Origin of the sequence: Flavobacterium fluviale (genome assembly GCF_003312915.1) — a bacterium.
Lineage (GTDB): Bacteria > Bacteroidota > Bacteroidia > Flavobacteriales > Flavobacteriaceae > Flavobacterium > Flavobacterium fluviale.
The window spans coordinates 1,720,865-1,741,036 of record NZ_CP030261.1 but is presented as its reverse complement, the minus strand read 5'-3'; the positions used below and the strand labels follow the sequence as shown (position 1 = coordinate 1,741,036).

The 20,172-nt window shown below is 34.9% G+C and carries 9 protein-coding genes; all 9 read right to left on the bottom strand.

The genetic code is table 11. The annotated features are described in order from the left end of the window. Positions 1–137 precede the first annotated feature (137 nt). Positions 138–563 (bottom strand): CBS domain-containing protein, encoded by a 426-nt coding sequence (locus HYN86_RS07720; RefSeq protein ID WP_113677519.1) that lies wholly within the window; start codon positions 561–563, stop codon positions 138–140. Between the two features lie 637 nt (positions 564–1,200). Next, positions 1,201–3,210 (bottom strand): OmpA family protein, encoded by a 2,010-nt coding sequence (locus HYN86_RS07715; RefSeq protein ID WP_113677518.1) that lies wholly within the window; start codon positions 3,208–3,210, stop codon positions 1,201–1,203. Between the two features lie 8 nt (positions 3,211–3,218). Beyond that, positions 3,219–4,130, bottom strand: coding sequence for a PorP/SprF family type IX secretion system membrane protein (locus HYN86_RS07710; protein ID WP_113677517.1), 912 nt, complete (start codon positions 4,128–4,130; stop codon positions 3,219–3,221). Positions 4,131–4,177: 47 nt separating this feature from the next. Then, entirely contained in the window at positions 4,178–13,201 is a 9,024-nt protein-coding gene (locus HYN86_RS07705; protein WP_113677516.1) for a T9SS type B sorting domain-containing protein, read from the bottom strand. Positions 13,202–13,713: 512 nt separating this feature from the next. Beyond that, on the bottom strand, positions 13,714–14,637 hold the full coding sequence (queG, locus tag HYN86_RS07700) for a tRNA epoxyqueuosine(34) reductase QueG (RefSeq protein ID WP_113677515.1): 924 nt from the start codon (positions 14,635–14,637) through the stop codon (positions 13,714–13,716). Next, a complete protein-coding gene (locus HYN86_RS07695; RefSeq protein WP_113677514.1) occupies positions 14,637–15,983 on the bottom strand; it encodes a cytochrome P450 in 1,347 nt (448 codons plus the stop codon). Before HYN86_RS07695 ends, queG begins: the two co-directional genes overlap by 1 nt. 11 nt (positions 15,984–15,994) lie before the next feature. Further along, entirely contained in the window at positions 15,995–17,017 is a 1,023-nt protein-coding gene (ruvB, locus tag HYN86_RS07690; RefSeq protein WP_113677513.1) for a Holliday junction branch migration DNA helicase RuvB, read from the bottom strand. 113 nt (positions 17,018–17,130) lie between these two features. Further along, positions 17,131–18,933, bottom strand: a complete 1,803-nt coding sequence (locus HYN86_RS07685; protein ID WP_113677512.1) for a cytochrome c oxidase subunit I — start codon at positions 18,931–18,933, stop codon at positions 17,131–17,133. Positions 18,934–18,963: 30 nt separating this feature from the next. Further along, positions 18,964–20,157, bottom strand: coding sequence for a cytochrome c oxidase subunit II (locus tag HYN86_RS07680; protein ID WP_113677511.1), 1,194 nt, complete (start codon positions 20,155–20,157; stop codon positions 18,964–18,966). Between the last annotated feature and the right edge of the window lie 15 nt (positions 20,158–20,172).

Genomic DNA, 20,172 nt, shown 5'->3' with positions numbered 1-20,172 from the left:
TAGCTTACAAAGATATAAGTCTTGTTTTAAAATGGCGTATTTTTAGCATTTTCTTTTCTTAAAATCCATTTTGGTAAATAAAAAAAGTCCAATAGAAATTGGACTCGTTTTAAATTTTTATCGCTTTTCGCTATGCTTTATTGAGAAATATAAGAATTCAAATGGTTAATTGTGTCTTTTTGAATTTCGATAATTGCCTTAACAACATCGCTTATTGAGATTATTCCAACCACTACTCCATCTTCTAAAACAGGCAGGTGACGTATTCTTTTTTCGCTCATAAGTTCCATACAATCTTCAAGATTATCTGAAAGTTTTACTGTAAAAACATTACTTTCCATAATCTCATGAACAAAAGTTTCTTTAGAAGATTTATCCTTTAGAACAATTTTACGGGCATAATCTCTTTCAGATAAGATTCCTTTTAAATTATTGTCGTCAATAATTAAAATTGCTCCGATGTTTTTTTCTCCCATTACTTGTAATGCTTCATAAACCGTTAAATTTGAAATAACGGAATAGACATTTCTTCCTTTTGCTTTAAGTATTTGATCTACAGTCATAATGAAAAATTTTTAGGTTTATAAAGTTAAAACAAAAACAAACACAATTTGCAACGAAATCGATTTTTTAAAACCATAACTATTTCATTTTAAATATAATATGCCAAAATTTACATTTTCAAAATTATCCTTTAAAGAAAGAAACTTTTTACAATTCTTTTTTGAAGAAAATTTGATTTTTTAACGTTTAGGATTTATATGTAATGAGATGTATTTCCATTGTTTAAATAGTAATCAAATGTCCCGATGGGACAAAATGCTTTTCGATATTTTTGGGATTCTACCGATCATTAACTCCTAACGGAGTTATTTGCAGAAATTAAATATTATGAATTAGCAAATCCCTCAGAAGTTATGTTTTGGTTGAACAAATATTGATTATTATCCCACAATTATCACGTGTAGATATATCAATATGAATAATAATTTAGAGGAGCAACTCCGCTAGGAGTTACGGATTGGTAGAAAATAATTATGATCATCACAATATTATCCCGTAGGGATATTTGGAAAAACATTAAAGTAAGACCATTCTAGAGAACCATAGATCATTTTTTAGCAAAAAACCCTTTTCTAAAATTTAGAAAAGGGTTCTACAATTGGAATTTGGAATTTAAAAATTGAAAATTTCCTTTTTTTACATTGCTGTAATGATAAATTCACTTCTTCTATTTTGCATATGTTGTTTTTCGGTGCACTTAACTCCGTCTGCACATTTGTTTACTAATTGGGTTTCTCCATAACCTTTGGCAAACAAACGTTCTTCGCCTATTCCTTTTTGCACAAACCAGTTTTTTGTCGATTGTGCTCTTTTTTCAGAAAGAATCTGATTGCTTTCTGAAGATGAACGGCTGTCTGTGTGTGAGCGAATATCTAGTTTCATATTTGGATATTCATTTAAAAGATTCACCACTTTCATTAACTGCGGTTCTGATGTCTTTTTGATTGTTGCTTTGCCCAAATCAAAAAAGTTCTTTGGCAGGTTTAATAGTTTCGCTAAATCTACTCCCACTTTTATGGATCCTAATTTTACTGGACTGATTGCAACTTTTTTGATTTCTATTTTTTTTGCTGCAAGAGGTACAAACACTTTATTTAATGCAATCATTAAAGTTGTTTCTGTATCTTTTTGAATATTTACTGATGCTTCTTTTGCGTTATAATCTGCTTTGGACGTTCTAATAGTATACTTTCTGCCACATTTTACAGCAGGAAAAATGTAATTTCCTCTTTCATCTGTAACAATTGTTCCGACTGGATCAAACTTGTCGTTAAACAAAGTAAGAGAAGTATTTGCCAGCATTTCATTAGACTCAGCATCTGTAACTGTTCCTCTTAAGTTTTGCTCACAGATTAATCTTCTGGTTTCTGTAAATCGGTAAATATCATCCAATCCTTGACCGCTGTCTCTATTTGAAGAGAAAAAACCATTACGGTTTTTACTATCAATACTGAAAGTAAAATCGTCTTGTTTACTATTTACAGGCTCTCCTACATTTAGAACTTCATCAAAAGTTCCGTTTGCTTTTATTCTTACAGCAAAAATATCAAGTCCGCCCAAACCTGGACGCCCGTCTGTTGCAAAATACAATTCGTTATCTCCTGAAATAAAAGGAAAAGTTTCTCTTCCTTCGGTATTAATTGAAGGACCTAAATTTTCTGGTGTCCCAAAAGAGCCATCTTCCTTAATTGCAGCTTTAAAAAGATCTGACTGCCCCAACGTTCCGGGCATATCAGAAGCAAAATATAATGTTTTTTCGTCTACACTTAAAGCTGGATGCGCTGTACTGTATTGATCGCTGTTGAATGGAAGTTCTTGAATATTTTTCCATTCGTCATTAATTAACTCTGCTTTATATAATTTTAAAAGGGTAACATTTTTATCATTGCTTCTTCTTTTACCATCGGTAAAATTATTGCGGGTGAAATACATTGTTCTGCCGTCTTTCGTAAAAATCGGACTTGATTCATTGAATTTGTCTTTCTTTCTTTTTACTAAAAGTTCAGGTTTTCCAACACTTCCGTCCGGCAATAAAGATGCAGTATATAATCTTGAAAAAGATTTGTTTGTCCACTGAAAATTAGCTTTAACCACGCCGCCTGTATCGCGCGCAGAAGTAAAAACTATTTTATTGTTATAAACTGTGCTTCCGTAATCTGAATAACTAGAATTAACTCCGGCATCTGCAATTTGGAATCGACCTGAATTTTCTTTTATTTGCTCTAAATAATTTTTATCATTTCGAATTAAATCGGCTCTTTTTTCTAATACTGCTTTTTCATTGAATTTTTGCAAAACTTCATCAGATTTACGATAATTTCCAACAGATTTTAAAGATTGAGCATATCGGTACAAATATTCCGATTCCTGATCTGGATTTATTGTAAATAATTTTTCATACCATTTTAAAGCATTCGCCAGATCTGCATTAAAATAATATGAATTTGCAAGACGCTGTATTATTTTCTCATTATTCGTTTCGGCATTTACTAAATTTTCATACACTTTTATAGCATCTGCGTAAGCGTATTCATCGTACTTTTTATCTGCATATTTCAAATTCATATTAGTGAATGGATTTTGCGCATTCATATTTGAAAAAAAGCCAGACAGTAAAAAGATCAAAAGTAATTTTTTAACTTTCATAGGTATCATTAAAAGAATCTTGGAGATATCATTTTATTATAATTATTGAAGAAGTCGAATCTTAGGAAAATTTCATGTGATCCAGAATTGTATTTTCTCAATCTTGTCGTTTCATGATCGTATCCATAACCTATATACATTCCTTTTGTAACTTGAAATCCAGCCATCGCACTTACAGAAGCACTCCAACGGTAAGCAAGACCCAAAACGAATTTATCATTAAACATAAAATTTCCGGAAACATCTACCTGAAGAGGTGCTCCTTCTACCATTTTGGTCATTACAGCTGGTTTGAATTTGATATATTCTAAACGATCGAGATTAAATACATAACCTGCAATTAAGTAATAATTGATTTTTTCTTTGAAAATAGCAGTGTCATCAGAGTCATAACGATTGGTTTCGATGAAATTAGGAACCGACAATCCGATGTAAGCTCGATCTGAGTGATAGTAAATTCCGGCACCAACATTTGGACTAAATCTGTTTTTTAGGTTTTGAAATTGTGGATCATCTTGATCTTCCATAGTCAATTTATTGATGTCAAGATTAAAAAGATTGGCTGTTCCTTTTATTCCGAAAGATAAATTCCATGTTTCTGAAGTTGGAATGGTATAAGACAAATCTGCTGACAGCGTATTTTCTGTCGTTGGTCCGATTTTATCATTCACTAAAGAAACCCCTAAACCTAAATCACTGTTACTTAAAGGTGTATTAACAGAAAATGTGCTTGTTTCCGGTGCACCATCTAATCCAACCCATTGTGTACGATATAATCCAAAAACGCTCAAAGCTCCTCTTGAACCTGCGTATGCGGGATTGATTTCGATTGTATTATACATATATTGAGTATACTGCGCATCCTGCTGCGCATTAGACACAATCGAAAAAAACATAAAAATTAAAATTAATTTTTTCATTTATTAAGCTTTAATACGGCTCAGCTTACACTAAGCGGTAATCTATATTATTTATTAATGTATAAGTAACTTGATTCTTGGTGCGGATTACTGGCACTGTCTTTATATTTCAGGATATAGAAATAAGTTCCTACTGGCAGACCGTCTGTTTGTTTAACAGTAGAACGTCCGTTAGAATATCCTATAAATGATCTATCAGTATTATTATAATGATCAATACTAAAAACTAAAACTCCCCAGCGATTATAAATTTCTACTGTATTCTCTGGATAACATTCTATACCTCGAATATAGAATCTCGCATTTTTCTCGTCTCCATTTGGAGAGAAAGCATTAAGGACTTTAATTGAACATCCGTTTAAATCTAAGACAGTTGGATTATCGCCGCTGTTATTCGAGTCATCTGATAAATCTTCGACATTAACGCCTCTTGCACTGCTTCCTTTTACGGTTGCTTGGTTGCTTACACTACCGCGATTGATATCTTCTTGTGTTATTTTGTAAACTGCACTGAAATTAGAATTGTTAGTTTCACCAACAGCCAATGAGATTGCTTGTCCTGAAACCACTACTCCCGTTAAAGGATCTGTTACTAATACATTTATAAGCGGAACATTTCCTGTGTTTGTTACTGTAAAGTTATAAGTGATTGTTTCGCCTGCATTTGCAAAACCACTCTTATTTTCATCATTAAAAACTGCCGTTTTGACAACTGCAATAGCTGGAACTTCAACAAAAACATTTAGAACAGCAGTTGCACAATTTAAGGCACTTCCTTTTTCACAAACCTGATATGTTAATGGGTAATTTCCTCCAGGTGTGTTTGGTTTAACACTTACAGTTCCATCTGCATTCCACTCAAAATAGTCATTAATCGTTATAGGTTTTACCACAACATCTGCAGAATTGATTGGCTGTCCATTTATTAAATCATTATCTAAAACATTCACAAATTCTATAGAGCCATTTATTCCGTCAACACTAATATTACTATCGTTTCCTAAGCTAAATTGACCTGCTGTTGGAGGAGCTGGATCAACACTATTCAATACCGTAATTTTAATTACTGCCTGGCTGCAGTTTCCTGTATTGGAAGCATCACAAATTTGATAGGTTAATTCGTGAACTCCATTAGGTGTATTTGCTGCAATGTCGATTGAACCGTTGGCATTCAGAGTTAAATTTGAATTTGCAACAACAGTTGATAGAATAACATCTGAAGGATTTGGTTTCACACCATTCAGAAGATCGTTTGCAAAAATGTTAACTACTGCGTTCACTCCCTTTTTCACATCTACTGGTCCTGCTTCATCATCATTTGCTTTAATTGAGAAAGTTGGGCGGGCGTTACAACCAGATGTCGCCGCAGGATAAGCTACAGAAACCGTCACGGTTGGATTTAACGAAAACTCCATTTTTACTCCATTTTTTGTAAGCTCAAAACCATCTGAACCTTCTGTCCATTGTCCATTGTTTACAACCCATCCTGGCCAGTCTACTCCATTTCCACTTCCATCAACTTCTGCACCCGGCCAAATAACAGTACCGCTTAGTGGCAGGTTAGTCTGAGTCGCTACAACATTATTTGCACTGTCAATCCATTTAATTGTCAATAAATTTGTTGTTGTAAAATTATCTGGTGTAACTGTGTAATTTACATAAGGAACATTGTTTGAACAGTAACTATCTGCCGTTAATGTCATTTTTGGTTCTGTTACAGTTACTTTTACAACATTTGAACTGCAATTAGATGTATTTAATTTTTCACAAATAGTATATAGTAATTCATAATCGCCGGCTGGTGCATTAGGCGCCAGGATTACATTTCCGTTTTCATCCAATGTTAAATATCCTTTTGGATCTGTTCCTGCCGTAAGTTTTACATCTGATGGTACTAAAGCATTTCCGTTTGTAGTATCGTTTGTAAAAACATTTATTAATGTTTGCGAAACGTTTACTCCTACTGCTGATGGAACAAGATCTTCGTTTGCTACTAGATTTGCTCCAGTAACTGTTACTTCAACTTTATTTGAACTGCAGTTTCCTGGGTTTAAAAGCTCGCATATTTCATACTCAATCTCATAATTTCCTGCTGGTGCATTGGCTCCTAAAACGGCATTTCCATTGGTATCTATTGTTAGATATCCTTTTGGATCTGTGCCTGGTGTCATCATAACATCTGAAGGATTCAGTTTTGATCCGTTATGAGTATCATTCTCAAAAATGTTAATTAACGTCTGAGAAGTGTTTCCGCCGATTACAGATCCTGAAACTGTATCAAGATTCGCAATCAGAACGCCTGCTGTTACCGTAACTGTTGAAGTTGCTGATGAACAGTTTCCTGGATTGTTGTTGTCGCAGATTGTATATTGTACATCGTAACTTCCTGCTTTTACGCCTTGGCTGACGCTCACTGTCCCATCTGCATTTACAGTTAGTCCTGCTGGAGCTGTTCCGCTTAGAGTAACTTCTGCTGGGTTTGACCCGATAACAGCTTGAACACCGTTTAGTTTGTCAGATGCAATAAGCGACGTCGTCGTGCCGCCTGTACTTCCGTTAATTGGACCTAAATCTTCTTTTACGGCTAAAATTGATGGTGCAGTAACTGTTACTTCAACTTTATTTGAACTGCAGTTTCCTGGGTTTAAAAGCTCACATATTTCATACGTAATCTCATAATTTCCTGCTGGTGCATTAGCTCCTAAAACGGCATTTCCATTCGTATCAATTGTTAAATATCCTTTTGGATCTGTGCCTGATGTCATCTTAACATCTGAAGGATTCAGTTTTGATCCGTTATGAGTATCATTCTCAAAAATGTTAATTAACGTCTGAGAAGTGTTTCCGCCGATTACAGATCCTGAAACTGTATCAAGATTCGCAATCAGAACCCCTGCTGTTACCGTAACTATTGAAGTTGCTGACGAACAGTTTCCTGGATTGTTGTTATCGCAGATTGTATAGTTTATATCGTAACTTCCTGCTTTTAAGCCTTGGCTGACGCTTATTGTCCCGTCTGCATTTACAGTTAATCCTGCGGGAGCTGTTCCGCTTAAAGTAACTTCTCCTGGGTTTAACCCGATAACAGCTTGAACACCGTTTAATTTATCAGATGCAATAAGCGATGTCGTCGTGCCTCCTGTGCTTCCATTAATTGGACCTAAATCTTCTTTTACTGCTAAAATTGATGGCGCAGTAACTGTTACTTCAACTTTATTTGAACTGCAGTTTGCTGGGTTCAATATCTCGCATATTTCATATGTAATCTCATAATTTCCTGCTGGTGCATTGGCTCCTAAAACGGCATTCCCATTGGTATCTATTGTTAGATATCCTTTTGGATCTGTGCCTGATGTCATCTTAACATCTGAAGTATTCAGTTTTGATCCGTTAACAGTATCATTCTCAAAAATGTTAATTAACGTCTGAGCTGTATTTCCGCCGGTTACAGATCCTGAAACCGTATCAAGATTCGCAATCAGAATGCCTGCTGTTACCGTAACTGTTGAAGTTGCTGATGAACAGTTTCCTGGATTGTTGTTATCGCAGATTGTATAGTTTATATCGTAACTTCCTGCTTTTACGCCTTGGCTGACGCTTACTGTCCCGTCTGCATTTACAGTTAGTCCTGCTGGAGCTGTTCCGCTTAGAGTAACTTCTCCTGGGTTTGACCCGATAACAGCTTGAACACCGTTTAGTTTGTCAGATGCAATAAGAGATGTCGTCGTGCCGCCTGTGCTTCCATTAATTGGACCTAAATCTTCTTTTACTGCTAAAATTGATGGTGCTGTAACTGTTACTTCTACTTTATTTGAACTGCAGTTTCCTGGGTTTAAAAGCTCGCATATTTCATATGTAATCTCATAATTTCCTGCTGGTGCATTAGCTCCTAAAACGGCATTTCCATTGGTATCTATTGTTAGATATCCTTTTGGATCTGCGCCTGCTGTCATCTTAACATCTGAAGGATTCAGTTTTGATCCGTTATGAGTATCATTCTCAAAAATGTTAATTAACGTCTGAGAAGTGTTTCCGCCGATTACAGATCCTGAAACTGTATCAAGATTCGCAATCAGAACCCCTGCTGTTACCGTAACTGTTGAAGTTGCTGATGAACAGTTTCCTGCATTATTGTTGTCGCAGATTGTATAGTTTATATCGTAACTTCCTGCTTTTACGCCTTGGCTGACACTTACTGTCCCGTCTGCATTTACAGTTAGTCCTGTCGGAGCTGTTCCGCTTAAAGTAACTTCTCCTGGGTATAACCCGATAACAGCTTGAACACCGTTTAATTTATCAGATGCAATAAGCGATGTCATCGTGCCGCCTGTACTTCCGTTAATTGTACCTAAATCTTCTTTTACTGCTAAAATTGATGGCGCTGTAACTGTTACTTCAACTGTTGCTTTATTGCAATTTGCAGCATTCGCAATCTCACAAATTTTATAGTCAAATGAATATACTCCTATTGGTGTATTTGGTTTAACTGTAACTTTTCCAGTTGTAGTGTCAAAAGTTAAAACTGAAGGTAAAGTAGAATCCAAAGTTAAAATAACTTCATTCCTTACTATAGCAGCACAATTAAGTAGATCATTTGCTAAGACATCTGAAACTGCTGTTCCTCCATCATATCCGTTAATTGAAGCAGCGTCTTTATTGGCGATAATTGGTCCTACAACTTTTACAAGCTGCGTACAAGTCTCAGTATTTCCGGCTGCGTCCACAGCTTTCCAAGTTACTGTTGTGTTTCCGATTGGAAAACTTGAAGGTGCATCATTTATTACGGTTATAGTTCCCGTGCAGTTATCTGATGTTACTGGTGTTCCTAAAGTTACAGCTGTCGCCGAACATGAATTAGCATCAGCAGAAACTATAACTGTTGAAGGACATGTAATTGTTGGTTTTTGAGTATCGTTTACCGTTACTGTCTGTGTACAAGTCTCAGTATTTCCGGCCGCATCTACAGCTTTCCAAGTTACTGTTGTGTTTCCAATTGGAAAACTTGAAGGCGCATCATTTGTTACAGTTATAGTTCCCGTACAGTTATCTGATGTTACTGGTGTGCCTAAAGTTACAGCTGTCGCCGAACATGAATTAGCATCAGCAGAAACTACAACTGTTGAAGGACATGTAATTGTTGGTTTTTGAGTATCCTTAATTATTACTTTTTGAGTGGCTGTTTCCGTATTTCCATTTCCATCATTAAAACTCCAATTGATAGTAAACTCTCCCTGAGTTGAATAATTCAATGGATCACTTGTTGTTCCTGTTATTGTTCCTTTACAGTTATCTGTTGTTGTTGGAGGTGTTACAGTTGCTGAGCACTCTGCTGTGATAGCTGCCAAAATTGGTTTTGCCGGCTTTTCTGTATCACTAACTTTGACAGTTGCAGCAGCAGAAGTTGTTTCGCATCCAGTCGAAGTATTCGTAACTTTTACTTTATAATCCCCATCAGTATTCACTACTAATGATGATGATGTTTCATCAGAAATTACAATATTATTTTTATACCAAACATAAGTTGGCGAACTCACATTTGTATTTGTCGTTAAAGTAGTTGTTAAGCAAGCTGTTAATGTCCCTCCAATCGAAATTGTTGGATTTGGATTAGTTGTAATGTTAACTACATTACTTTTTACTGTACAATTTGCTGTATTGGTTGCAATTACATAATATCCGTTTGCTGCATTAAGATTAGTCCATGTTAATGCAGATCCGTTACCAGATTTTACAGACTGAACTGCAACATCATTTGAATCAAATAATTGGTAATTTACGTTATTTACCGAGGCTGTAAAAGAAATAGTCCCATCTCCTCCAGGTAATGCACAAATTACACTTCCAGTTAATACAGGCGCTGTGGGATTTAAAGTAGTGGCAACATTTACTGTATTACTTGTAGAAGAACATGTAGTTGTAGTGTTCGTTCCAATTACATAATAACTATTTCCGGCAGCAAGATTTGTCCAAGTTAAAGCTGATCCTGTTCCCGATTTTGCGACTTGAACTGTAGCATTGGTAGAATTGTATAATTGATAATCTATTCCGGTTACCGAAGTTGAAGATGTTATTGTACCGTTACCGCCAGGTGAAACACAGATTGTACTTCCTGTTAAAACAAGAGCGTCGGGATCTGGAGTAGTTAAGATATTTACTGAACTACTTTTAGATGAACAAGTTGTTGCATTGTTTGTTCCAATTACATAATAACCATTTGCTGCAGGGAGATTTGTCCAAGTTAATGCAGATCCGTTACCTGATTTTGCAGATTGAACTGCGGTATTACCTGAATTATATAATTGATAACTTATACCATTTGCTGAAGTTGAAGAAGTAATAGTTCCATTACCGCCAGGCGAAACGCAAATTGTATTTCCTATTAGAGAAAGAACTGCCGGCAATGCATTTACAGTTACTAAAACAGGATCTGAGAAAACAGCAGCACAAGCGCCATTTTGTACGATAGCTCTAAAATAAGTATTTGCTGTTAAGTTTCCTATGTTAGTACTTGTTAATGTTGCCGAAGCCACATTAATATCTGTTCGGGTTGAAAAATTTGAATCTGTCGATTTTTGCCATCTTAAAACCGAACCATTATTACCGCTTAATACCAGATTAGCCGGCGAAGTTCCAGAGCAAATTGCCGCTACTGATGCAATTGTTCCTCCAACTGAAGCTGCGTTTACATTTAAAACAACATCTTTATTGACACTAGTGCTACAACTTGGAGTTGCACTTGTTGTAGTAACAGTTGAAACTCTTAAAGTTTTACCATTATTTGCTGCAGTTAAAACCACAGTTTCAAAAAAGCTGTCTCCAGATCCATCAGCCACAACTCCCGTAACAGGAGTTTGCGCAAGTCCATCTATAGAATAACCAATAGTAGATGTTGTGTTCGGTAATAATCCTTTTAAGTTTATTCTTGCTGGTGCTCCTTCGCAAGTTGTTGCAAATTGTGAAATTGATGCTAAACTTGGAACTGCACTTATCGTAATCAAAACTGATGCCGTATTTGCGGCTGTACATGCCCCACTTTTAACAACTGCTCTATAGTATGTATTTGCAGTAAGTGCTCCCATTTGAGCACTTGTTAAAACAGCTCCTGCAGCTCCAGAAATATCGTTAAAAGTACTGTTATTTGTTGATGACTGCCACTGAATTGTTCCAGTATAAACAGATAAGGTCAGATCTTGTGGAGCAGTCCCTGAACAAATGGTTTGTGCAGAAGATATTGTTCCAGCAATCGATCCATTTCCTACAGTTACTGTAATTACATTTGAAGCCGTCGGCCCAACTCCACATGAATTGAAAGACCAAACTTTAAAATAATAAGTCTGCCCAGAAGTTAAACCACTAACATTAAAAGAAGTAGCTGATGAATTAAGATTTCTTCCATCTAAATTTCCCTCGTGAGTGCTGAAATTTGAATCTTTAGAAACCGATAGCCCATAAGATGTTGCATTAGGAACAACATTCCAATTTGCTGTAAAACTATTACAAGTTATTGCGGTTGCTGCGGTTGCTGTTGGTGTGCTAGCCTGTCCAAAAACAATAGAAACTACATTACTCACGTCCTTACAAGTTGCAGAAGAAACTACTCTTCTATAATAAGCAGTATTACTTGTACTTGGTGGATCATAACTTTCATTTGTAGCTCCTGAGATAGGATTAAAATCAATATTATTAATACTGCTCTCCCATTGATAGGTCAATGTAGAAGGCCCGCCGCTACTTGTTGAACCCCCAGCAGCCGTTGAACCTGTAATAATACCTGGATCATGTGGTGCCGTACAAAAAGTACTTGTAGAAGGTGCTGTAATCGAGTTATTGGTAATAGCTGTATATGTATTATAAGTTATTGTCGCTGTATTAGAAGTCTTGTCATAAGTATCATTAAAAGTATAAGTGATTTGAACCGGACCAGTAACAGTATTGTTTAACGGATTAAAAGTTACTGCTCCTGTAGTGGAATTATAAGTAAAAGTCCCTTTATTGGCAACTGTTTTAGTTGTTTGAATTCCTGTGACTGCTGGATCTAGATCAACAGTAGATTTATTAATTGTTCCTAAAGTATTTACTGATCCATTATCATTCGAAGTAATATCTCCAGAAGTCGTTGCCAATCCGATACAACCAGTAAATGTGTCTGCATTTGCTACTGGAGTTAAAAGTGTCGATTTATCAACTGTAATATTTAAATTACGTATTTCATGAAAATTATTAGATCCTCCGGTTGAAGAAGAAATTGCAAATTTTAAATTAGATGGCGCTGTAATTTTATACTCATAATTATTAATTATTAACTCTCTTATACTACCATGAGTTAAGTAAACATCAATAAAAAATCCCCCTCCTGAACGAGGTTTTAAAACAACTTCCATTTTTCTAAAACCAGATTTAGAATTATCTGTTGCTCCTCTATCTCCTCCAGCAACGCTAAAAGAACTTGCTAAAGCTGTTGTTTGTACCGAAATCAAATGCGGATAACCACTCGTTCCTGCTCCCGCACCTCTTAAAGTCACATTACTAGGCAAAACACCACCGGGCGCCCCGCCGCTTTTTCCTTCATTATTAGCAGAGAAGTTTCCATATTCATCAATTCCAATACCCAGATAACCTTTAGAGAAACCTGTTTCAGTATTTCTTTGTGCATAACCTAAAGATCCACCAAAGGCACCAGCGGCAACTGGAGAAGCAGTTGCATCAAACAGAATAAAAGCGATACCATCGGCACCGTTTCCACCATGAGTATAATATTCAAACGAAATCGTCATTCCATACGCAGATGGAAACGAATACATATCTGAATAAACAATCCCTTTTTGACTCCCCTGTTTATTTGTCAATCGCAAATATCCAGAACCATTAGCATCATTATATCCATCTTTTAAACCTGCTCCGCCCGTTAAAAAAGCCTGCGGTTCACCTCCAAATAAAACACCTGGAGCTGTTGAATTTTTAAACGACTGTGAGTAAGGAAATTGCGCCCTAGTTTGAGTCGTGATAAAAAATAATGAAATAAGAAAAAACAGTTTAAATAAATTAAACCTTTTAAAAGTAAAGTTACGCATAGACAACTTGAGTTTGTGGAACAGAAATATTAAGCACTAAAAAATTGATGATTGTTTTTAGTGTATAGGTGAAATACGAAAAAAAGAAAAAAGTGGATTTTGCAAATGCAAAAAAAGTCACATAAAGACTTCTAAATAAATAATGTAGCGTTTGGACCATAGTCATGATAGGCTCAATACAAAAATTGCGTTTTTAGTTTATAATGTAGTTTTGGAGGGACGAAAGTATATATAAGGAACACATCGAAACGACATTTGTCGACAAAATGCAAGTAAAGTCGTCAAACAACAATATTTAACAATTGTTCAAACAACTTTTGGATACAAAATCGTAAAGATTTGATAATATAGAAGTTAAATTATCTTAAAGAATTATGACAAACGCATTTTCTTACAGAAATTATTGACAAATAAATAAATTTCTTGTAGGATGGAAAGGAGAACAAAAGAGGAAACTATTAATTAAAGAACTAATTTACAGGTAATTATAAAAAATAAAATAAATTTAATATTTATTGTAAAAACTTGATATTACGTTTAAGACCATCAAATTTGGTTCTTTTAATAGGGGAATTTTTAAAAACAAGTTTAAACGTTTCTTCCGTTATTTCAATCCAGTCTTTTTTAGTAAAAGAAAGTAAATCTGGATTTGGGTTAAATAAGGGTTCTGAGTGAGGTTTAGAAAATCTATTCCACGGACAAACATCTTGGCAGGTATCGCAGCCAAACATCCACTCATCAAATTTTCCTTTCATATCATAAGGAATATTCTCTTTTAATTCGATGGTGTAATAAGAAATGCATTTGCTCCCATCTACAACATAAGGTGCAACAATTGCCTGAGTCGGACAAGCATCGATACAGGCTGTACACGAGCCGCAATGATCTGTTACTGCATGGTCATATTCGAGCTCTAAATCAATAATTAATTCAGCTATAAAGTAAAAAGACCCCACTCTTTGAGTAATCAAATTACTGTTTTTTCCAATCCATCCTAAGCCGCTTTTAGCTGCCCACGCTTTATCTAAAACAGGCGCCGAATCAACAAAAGCGCGTCCGGAAACTTCTCCAATGTTTTCTTGAATAGAGTGAAGAAACTCTTTTAATTTATCTTTAATTACAAAATGATAATCCTGACCGTAGGCATATTTCGAAATCTTAAAACTCTCATCATTCTGTGATGATTCTGGATAGTAGTTCAATAAAAGTGATACTACACTTTTACCATCATCAACTAATAAGGTAGGATCTAAACGTTTATCAAAATGGTTTTCCATATACGCCATTTGACCGTTATGATTATTATTTAACCACTTTTCAAGTCTCGGTGCTTCCTGTTCTAAAAATCCCGCTTTCGATATTCCACAAGAAAGAAAGCCGAGTCTTTTAGCTTCGGCTTTTATAAAATTCGAATATTTCTCTTTAGAATTAATCATTATCTTTTAGAAAAAGTAACTTCTATTCCAACAGGTTTTAATGTAATTAACGGATTAAAATTCACAGCATTCCCAGCAGAAATAATTTTGTATTTTTTAACTATATAAGAAATAGCAAGACACATTTCGTAAATGGCAAAACCAGCACCAATACACATTCGTGGTCCAGCGCCAAAAGGATAGAAATATTGCATAGACTGCTTTTTTTGTTCTCCTAAAAAACGATCTGGATTAAAAACATTTGGATTTTCCCAATATTTGGGATTTCGATGTAATTCATAAAAAGAAACACCAATTAAAGTACCTTTTTTTATATTAAATCCAGCTAAAGTATCATCTTCAACGTTCTGTCTATCTGTTATCCAAGCAGGTGGATATAATCGCATAGACTCATTTAAAACTGCGTTTGTATACGTCATTTTTTGAAGCTGCTCTACAACATCATAAGTTTCCAATTCTATTTTAGTAATTTCTTCAAATACTTTTTCTTGTACATCAGGAGAATTGCCGAGTAAATGCAGCGTAAAAGTCAATGCATTTGCAGTAGTTTCATGTCCTGCAATAAAAAGGATTTTTATTTCATCTATTAATTGCTTAACAGACATTCCTTCACCGGTATCTTCATATCTGGTTTCAAGAAGCATATTAAGCAAGTCATTGATCTCGCTTTTTGAATTAACTCTCTCTTCAATGATTTCTTGAATTATTTTGTTATTTTCTTCGGCCAATTCAAGATGTTTTTTCACTTGGCCAGTAATAGAAAACCACCATGCCTTATGAGGAAGTCTTATTTCTTTAATTAAAAAATTTTGAACTTCTTCAATAATATATTTTATACGATTTAATTTTTCTTCAGGTATAGAAAAATTAAATAATGATTTCGCTACAACATTAAATGCCACCTCACTCATTACAGGAAAAAGATCAATTTTTTGATTCTCAGTTAATCCATCCAACTCTGAGATAATTGTCAATCTCATATTTTCAACCAGCTGATTCATTTTTTGTTTATGAAAAGCAGGCTGAATAAGTCTCCTTTGTTTCAGCCAAAAATCACCATCAACAGTCAGAAGTCCGTTACCCAAATACTTTGAAAGATAAACAGATTGAAATTTAGACTTATGATAGTTTTTTTGATTTTTCTGTAATATATATTGTGCTACTTCATTATCTCTTGATAAAATAATATGTCGGGAACTTCCAATTTTTATAGAAAAAGAATCGCCAAAATTATTAAAGTATTTTTCATGATACGGTATAGGATTTCTTCGAACTCCTTCAGCATCCAAAAAAAATCTTAGAATAGAAAGTTTTGGCGGATAATTGTATCTTTTACTAATAGACATCTCTACTTTAATTAAAACAATCCGCCTTGAATGTTTGTGTTGATCTTCCCTAAATGTTTATAGGCTTTATCCGTAACTTCTCTACCACGAGGTGTACGCATAATAAATCCTTCTTGAATCAAGAACGGTTCATAAACTTCCTCTATAGTTTCACTGCTTTCACTAACCGCAGTTGCTAAAGTAGAAAGTCCCACTGGTCCACCTTTAAATTTATTGATGATAGTTAGCAAAATCTTATTATCCATTTCATCAAGACCGTGGGCATCTACGTTCAATGCCTTTAAAGCATAACGAGCTATTTCTAAATCTATCGTACCGTTACCTTTTATTTGTGCAAAATCACGAACCCTTCTCAATAAGGCATTTGCTATACGAGGAGTTCCCCTGCTTCGGCCAGCTATCTCAATCGCAGCATCAAGAGCAATTGGCATTTTTAGTATAGAAGCACTTCTTTCAACAATTGTCGTTAAAAGTTCTGTAGTATAATATTGTAAACGTGAAGAAATCCCGAAACGAGCACGCATAGGAGCAGTCAGCAGACCTGATCTTGTTGTAGCCCCAATCAATGTAAAAGGATTTAAGTTGATCTGAACAGTTCTCGCATTAGGGCCTGATTCAATCATGATATCAATCTTAAAATCTTCCATTGCAGAATATAAATATTCTTCAACAACTGGACTAAGACGATGAATCTCATCTATAAACAATACATCTCTTTCATCTAGATTTGTCAATAGACCAGCTAAATCACCAGGTTTATCTAAAACAGGTCCAGAAGTAATTTTAATACCAACTTCCAATTCATTGGCAAGAATATTTGCGAGTGTTGTTTTTCCCAAACCTGGAGGTCCATGAAATAAAGCATGATCAAGAGCTTCACCTCTTTGATTTGCCGCGGCAACAAATACTTTCAAATTTTCCAAAACTTGATCTTGTCCTGCAAAATCATCAAATGACAAGGGACGCAATCTTTTTTCGAGATCTAATTCTTCTGAGTTATATCCTTTAGTAGTAGGATCAAGATTTTCATTCATCCTACAAAGATATAGAAACTAATTAGTTTTGTAAAATAGTAAAAACTGAACGTTCAAAAATTTAACTAAACAAAAAAGACTGTCATTTCTGACAGTCTTTCTTTATTTTATTTTTAGTGGTGTAAAACTTCTTCACCTTCTTTCATTGGTACATTTTGTGGCACAAAATCTACATCATGATTTGGGTTACTGTAGTCATACGGCCAACGGTATACGTGAGGAATTTCTCCTGGCCAGTTTCCGTGGATATGTTCTACTGGAGTTGTCCACTCTAAAGTTGTAGATCTCCAAGGGTTTTGAACTGCTTTCTTACCGTAGAAAATACTGCTAAAGAAATTGTATAAGAATACTAATTGGAACGCACCTCCGACAAGAGCAAATGTTGTAATTAAAACATTCACATTTTGTAAATCATCAAATAATGGGAAGTTAGTGTTTGTATAGTAACGTCTTGGTAAACCAGCTAATCCAATAAAGTGCATTGGGAAGAAAACTCCATAAGCACAAACTGCAGTTACCCAGAAGTGAATATAACCTAAGTTTTTATTTAACATTCTTCCGTACATTTTAGGAAACCAGTGGTAAATACCAGCAAACATTCCGTAAAGTGCAGAGATACCCATTACTAAGTGAAAGTGAGCAATTACGAAGTAAGTATCGTGAACGTTAATATCTAAAGTACTATCTCCTAAAATGATTCCTGTTAAACCTCCAGTAATGAAAGTTGAAACCATTCCAATAGAGAATAACATTGCTGGGTTAAACTGTAAATTACCTTTCCATAAAGTTGTAATCCAGTTGAACGCTTTTACAGCAGATGGAATTGCGATCAATAATGTTGTAAATGTAAATACTGATCCTAAGAAAGGATTCATACCTGAAATAAACATATGGTGACCCCAAACAATAGTAGATAAGAATGCAATTGCAAGAACTGACATAATCATCGCTCTATATCCAAAGATTGGTTTACGAGAGTTCGTAGCCATAATTTCAGATACAAGACCCATTGCTGGTAAGATTACAATATAAACCTCAGGGTGACCTAAGAACCAGAATAAGTGCTCAAACAATACTGGAGAACCTCCTTGGTAGTGTAAAACCTCTCCTGCAATATAGATATCAGATAAGAAGAATGATGTACCAAAACTTCTATCAAAAATCAATAATAAAGCTGCAGATAACAATACTGGGAAAGAAATAACACCAATAATAGCTGTCACGAAAAATGTCCAAATTGTAAGTGGAAGTCTTGTCATAGACATTCCTTTTGTTCTTAAGTTAAGAACTGTAACAATATAATTTAAAGATCCCATCAATGAAGATGCGATAAATATTGCCATCGATACTAACCATAATGTCATACCTGTTCCAGATCCTGGAATTGCTTGTGGCAATGCACTCAATGGAGGATAGATTGTCCAACCTGCAGAAGCTGGTCCAGCTTCAACAAATAATGAACATAACATTACTACTGCAGATACGAAAAATAACCAATATGAAATCATATTCATGAATCCAGAAGCCATATCTCTTGCACCGATTTGAAGCGGAATAAGTAAATTACTGAAAGTTCCACTTAAACCAGCTGTCAGTACAAAGAATACCATTATGGTACCGTGAATTGTAACTAAAGCTAAATAAATATCATTTGCCATTACACCGTCAGGTGCAAATTTATCTCCTAATAAAACATTAAATATCTTAAAAGACTCTTCTGGCCAAGCCAATTGCATTCTGAAAAGCAGGGACATTGCAATACCAATTACTCCCATAACAATACCAGTAATCAAGTATTGCTTAGCAATCATTTTGTGATCAATACTAAAAATATATTTAGTAATGAACGTGTCTTTATGATGATGTTCGTGCTCGTGATCGTGTCCGTGATCGTGATCGTGCGCTTCTGCTGACATATATGTGTACTTTAAATTTTCTTAATAATATTATTTCATCGCAACTTTAGCTACAGCTGCTTTAACAGTATCAACAACTGCTTTAACAGTATCGACTACTTTTGCAGCAGTATCTGTAGTTGGTGCAGCTCCTTCAACAGCTGGTTTCTCTGCAGCAGCCGCTGCTTTGATATCTTCAGCTAAAGTAGTTTTCTCACTTAACCATTTTTTGTAGTCTTCTGGAGTATCCACAACAACTTTCATTTGCATGTTATAATGTGAAGCTCCACAGATTTTATTACATAATAATAAATAATCAAATGTATAAGGATCTAAAGCTGTACCTCCTTTTGCAACTAAATCAACGCTTTTTTCAGCTCTAAGTTTGTTAATGTGCGCAACTTTTTCAACCATAAATGGTAACTCTCTGTATTCAGCAGTAGTATAAGTTGGAACGAAAGCAAATTCAGTAACCATACCAGGAACACAGTTCATTTGTGCTCTAAAGTGTGGAAAGTAAGCTGAGTGTAAAACGTCTTGAGAACGCATTTTAAAATGTACTTTTTTCCCTTTTGGAATATGCAATTCAGAAACTACAATATCGTCTTGAGAATTTTTATCAGACATATCTACTCCTAAAGTATTTACACCTTCAATTAATCTCACGTTAGCTTTTCCTAAAGTATTATCAGCACCTGCGTATCTTGCAGTCCATTTAAATTGTTGAGCATATAGCTCGATTTCAATAACATCCTCGTCTTTATCAACAAACATAATGTTATTCCAAGCGTACAATCCGTAAAGAATTAAACATGCTAAAACAACAGAAGGAATGATACTCCAAATTGCCTCTAATTTATTACTATCAGCAAAAAACAATGCTTTTTTATCTTTATTTCCTTTGTATTTGAAAGAAAACCAATATAATAAACCTTGAGTTATAACTTGAACAGTAAAAATTAATACCCAAGTAATATTCATTAAATTATCTACTAAAAGTCCATGCTCTGATGCAGGAGTATGAAGTGCTAGATTACCCCATTTTAGTAAACCATAAATCGTAAATATATAAATGAAAGCTAAAAAGCCAAACAAAATATATCCCTGAATGTTATTATCATTATCTGATGCAACTTGAGAATCGTCCGAAGATACTCCTACTTGAGTAAGATCAAATATCTTGGTCAATTGCCATAATGCAACTGCTAATAAAACTAAAACTATAATTACCAACAAACTTGTCATCTGTTTACTTCTTTA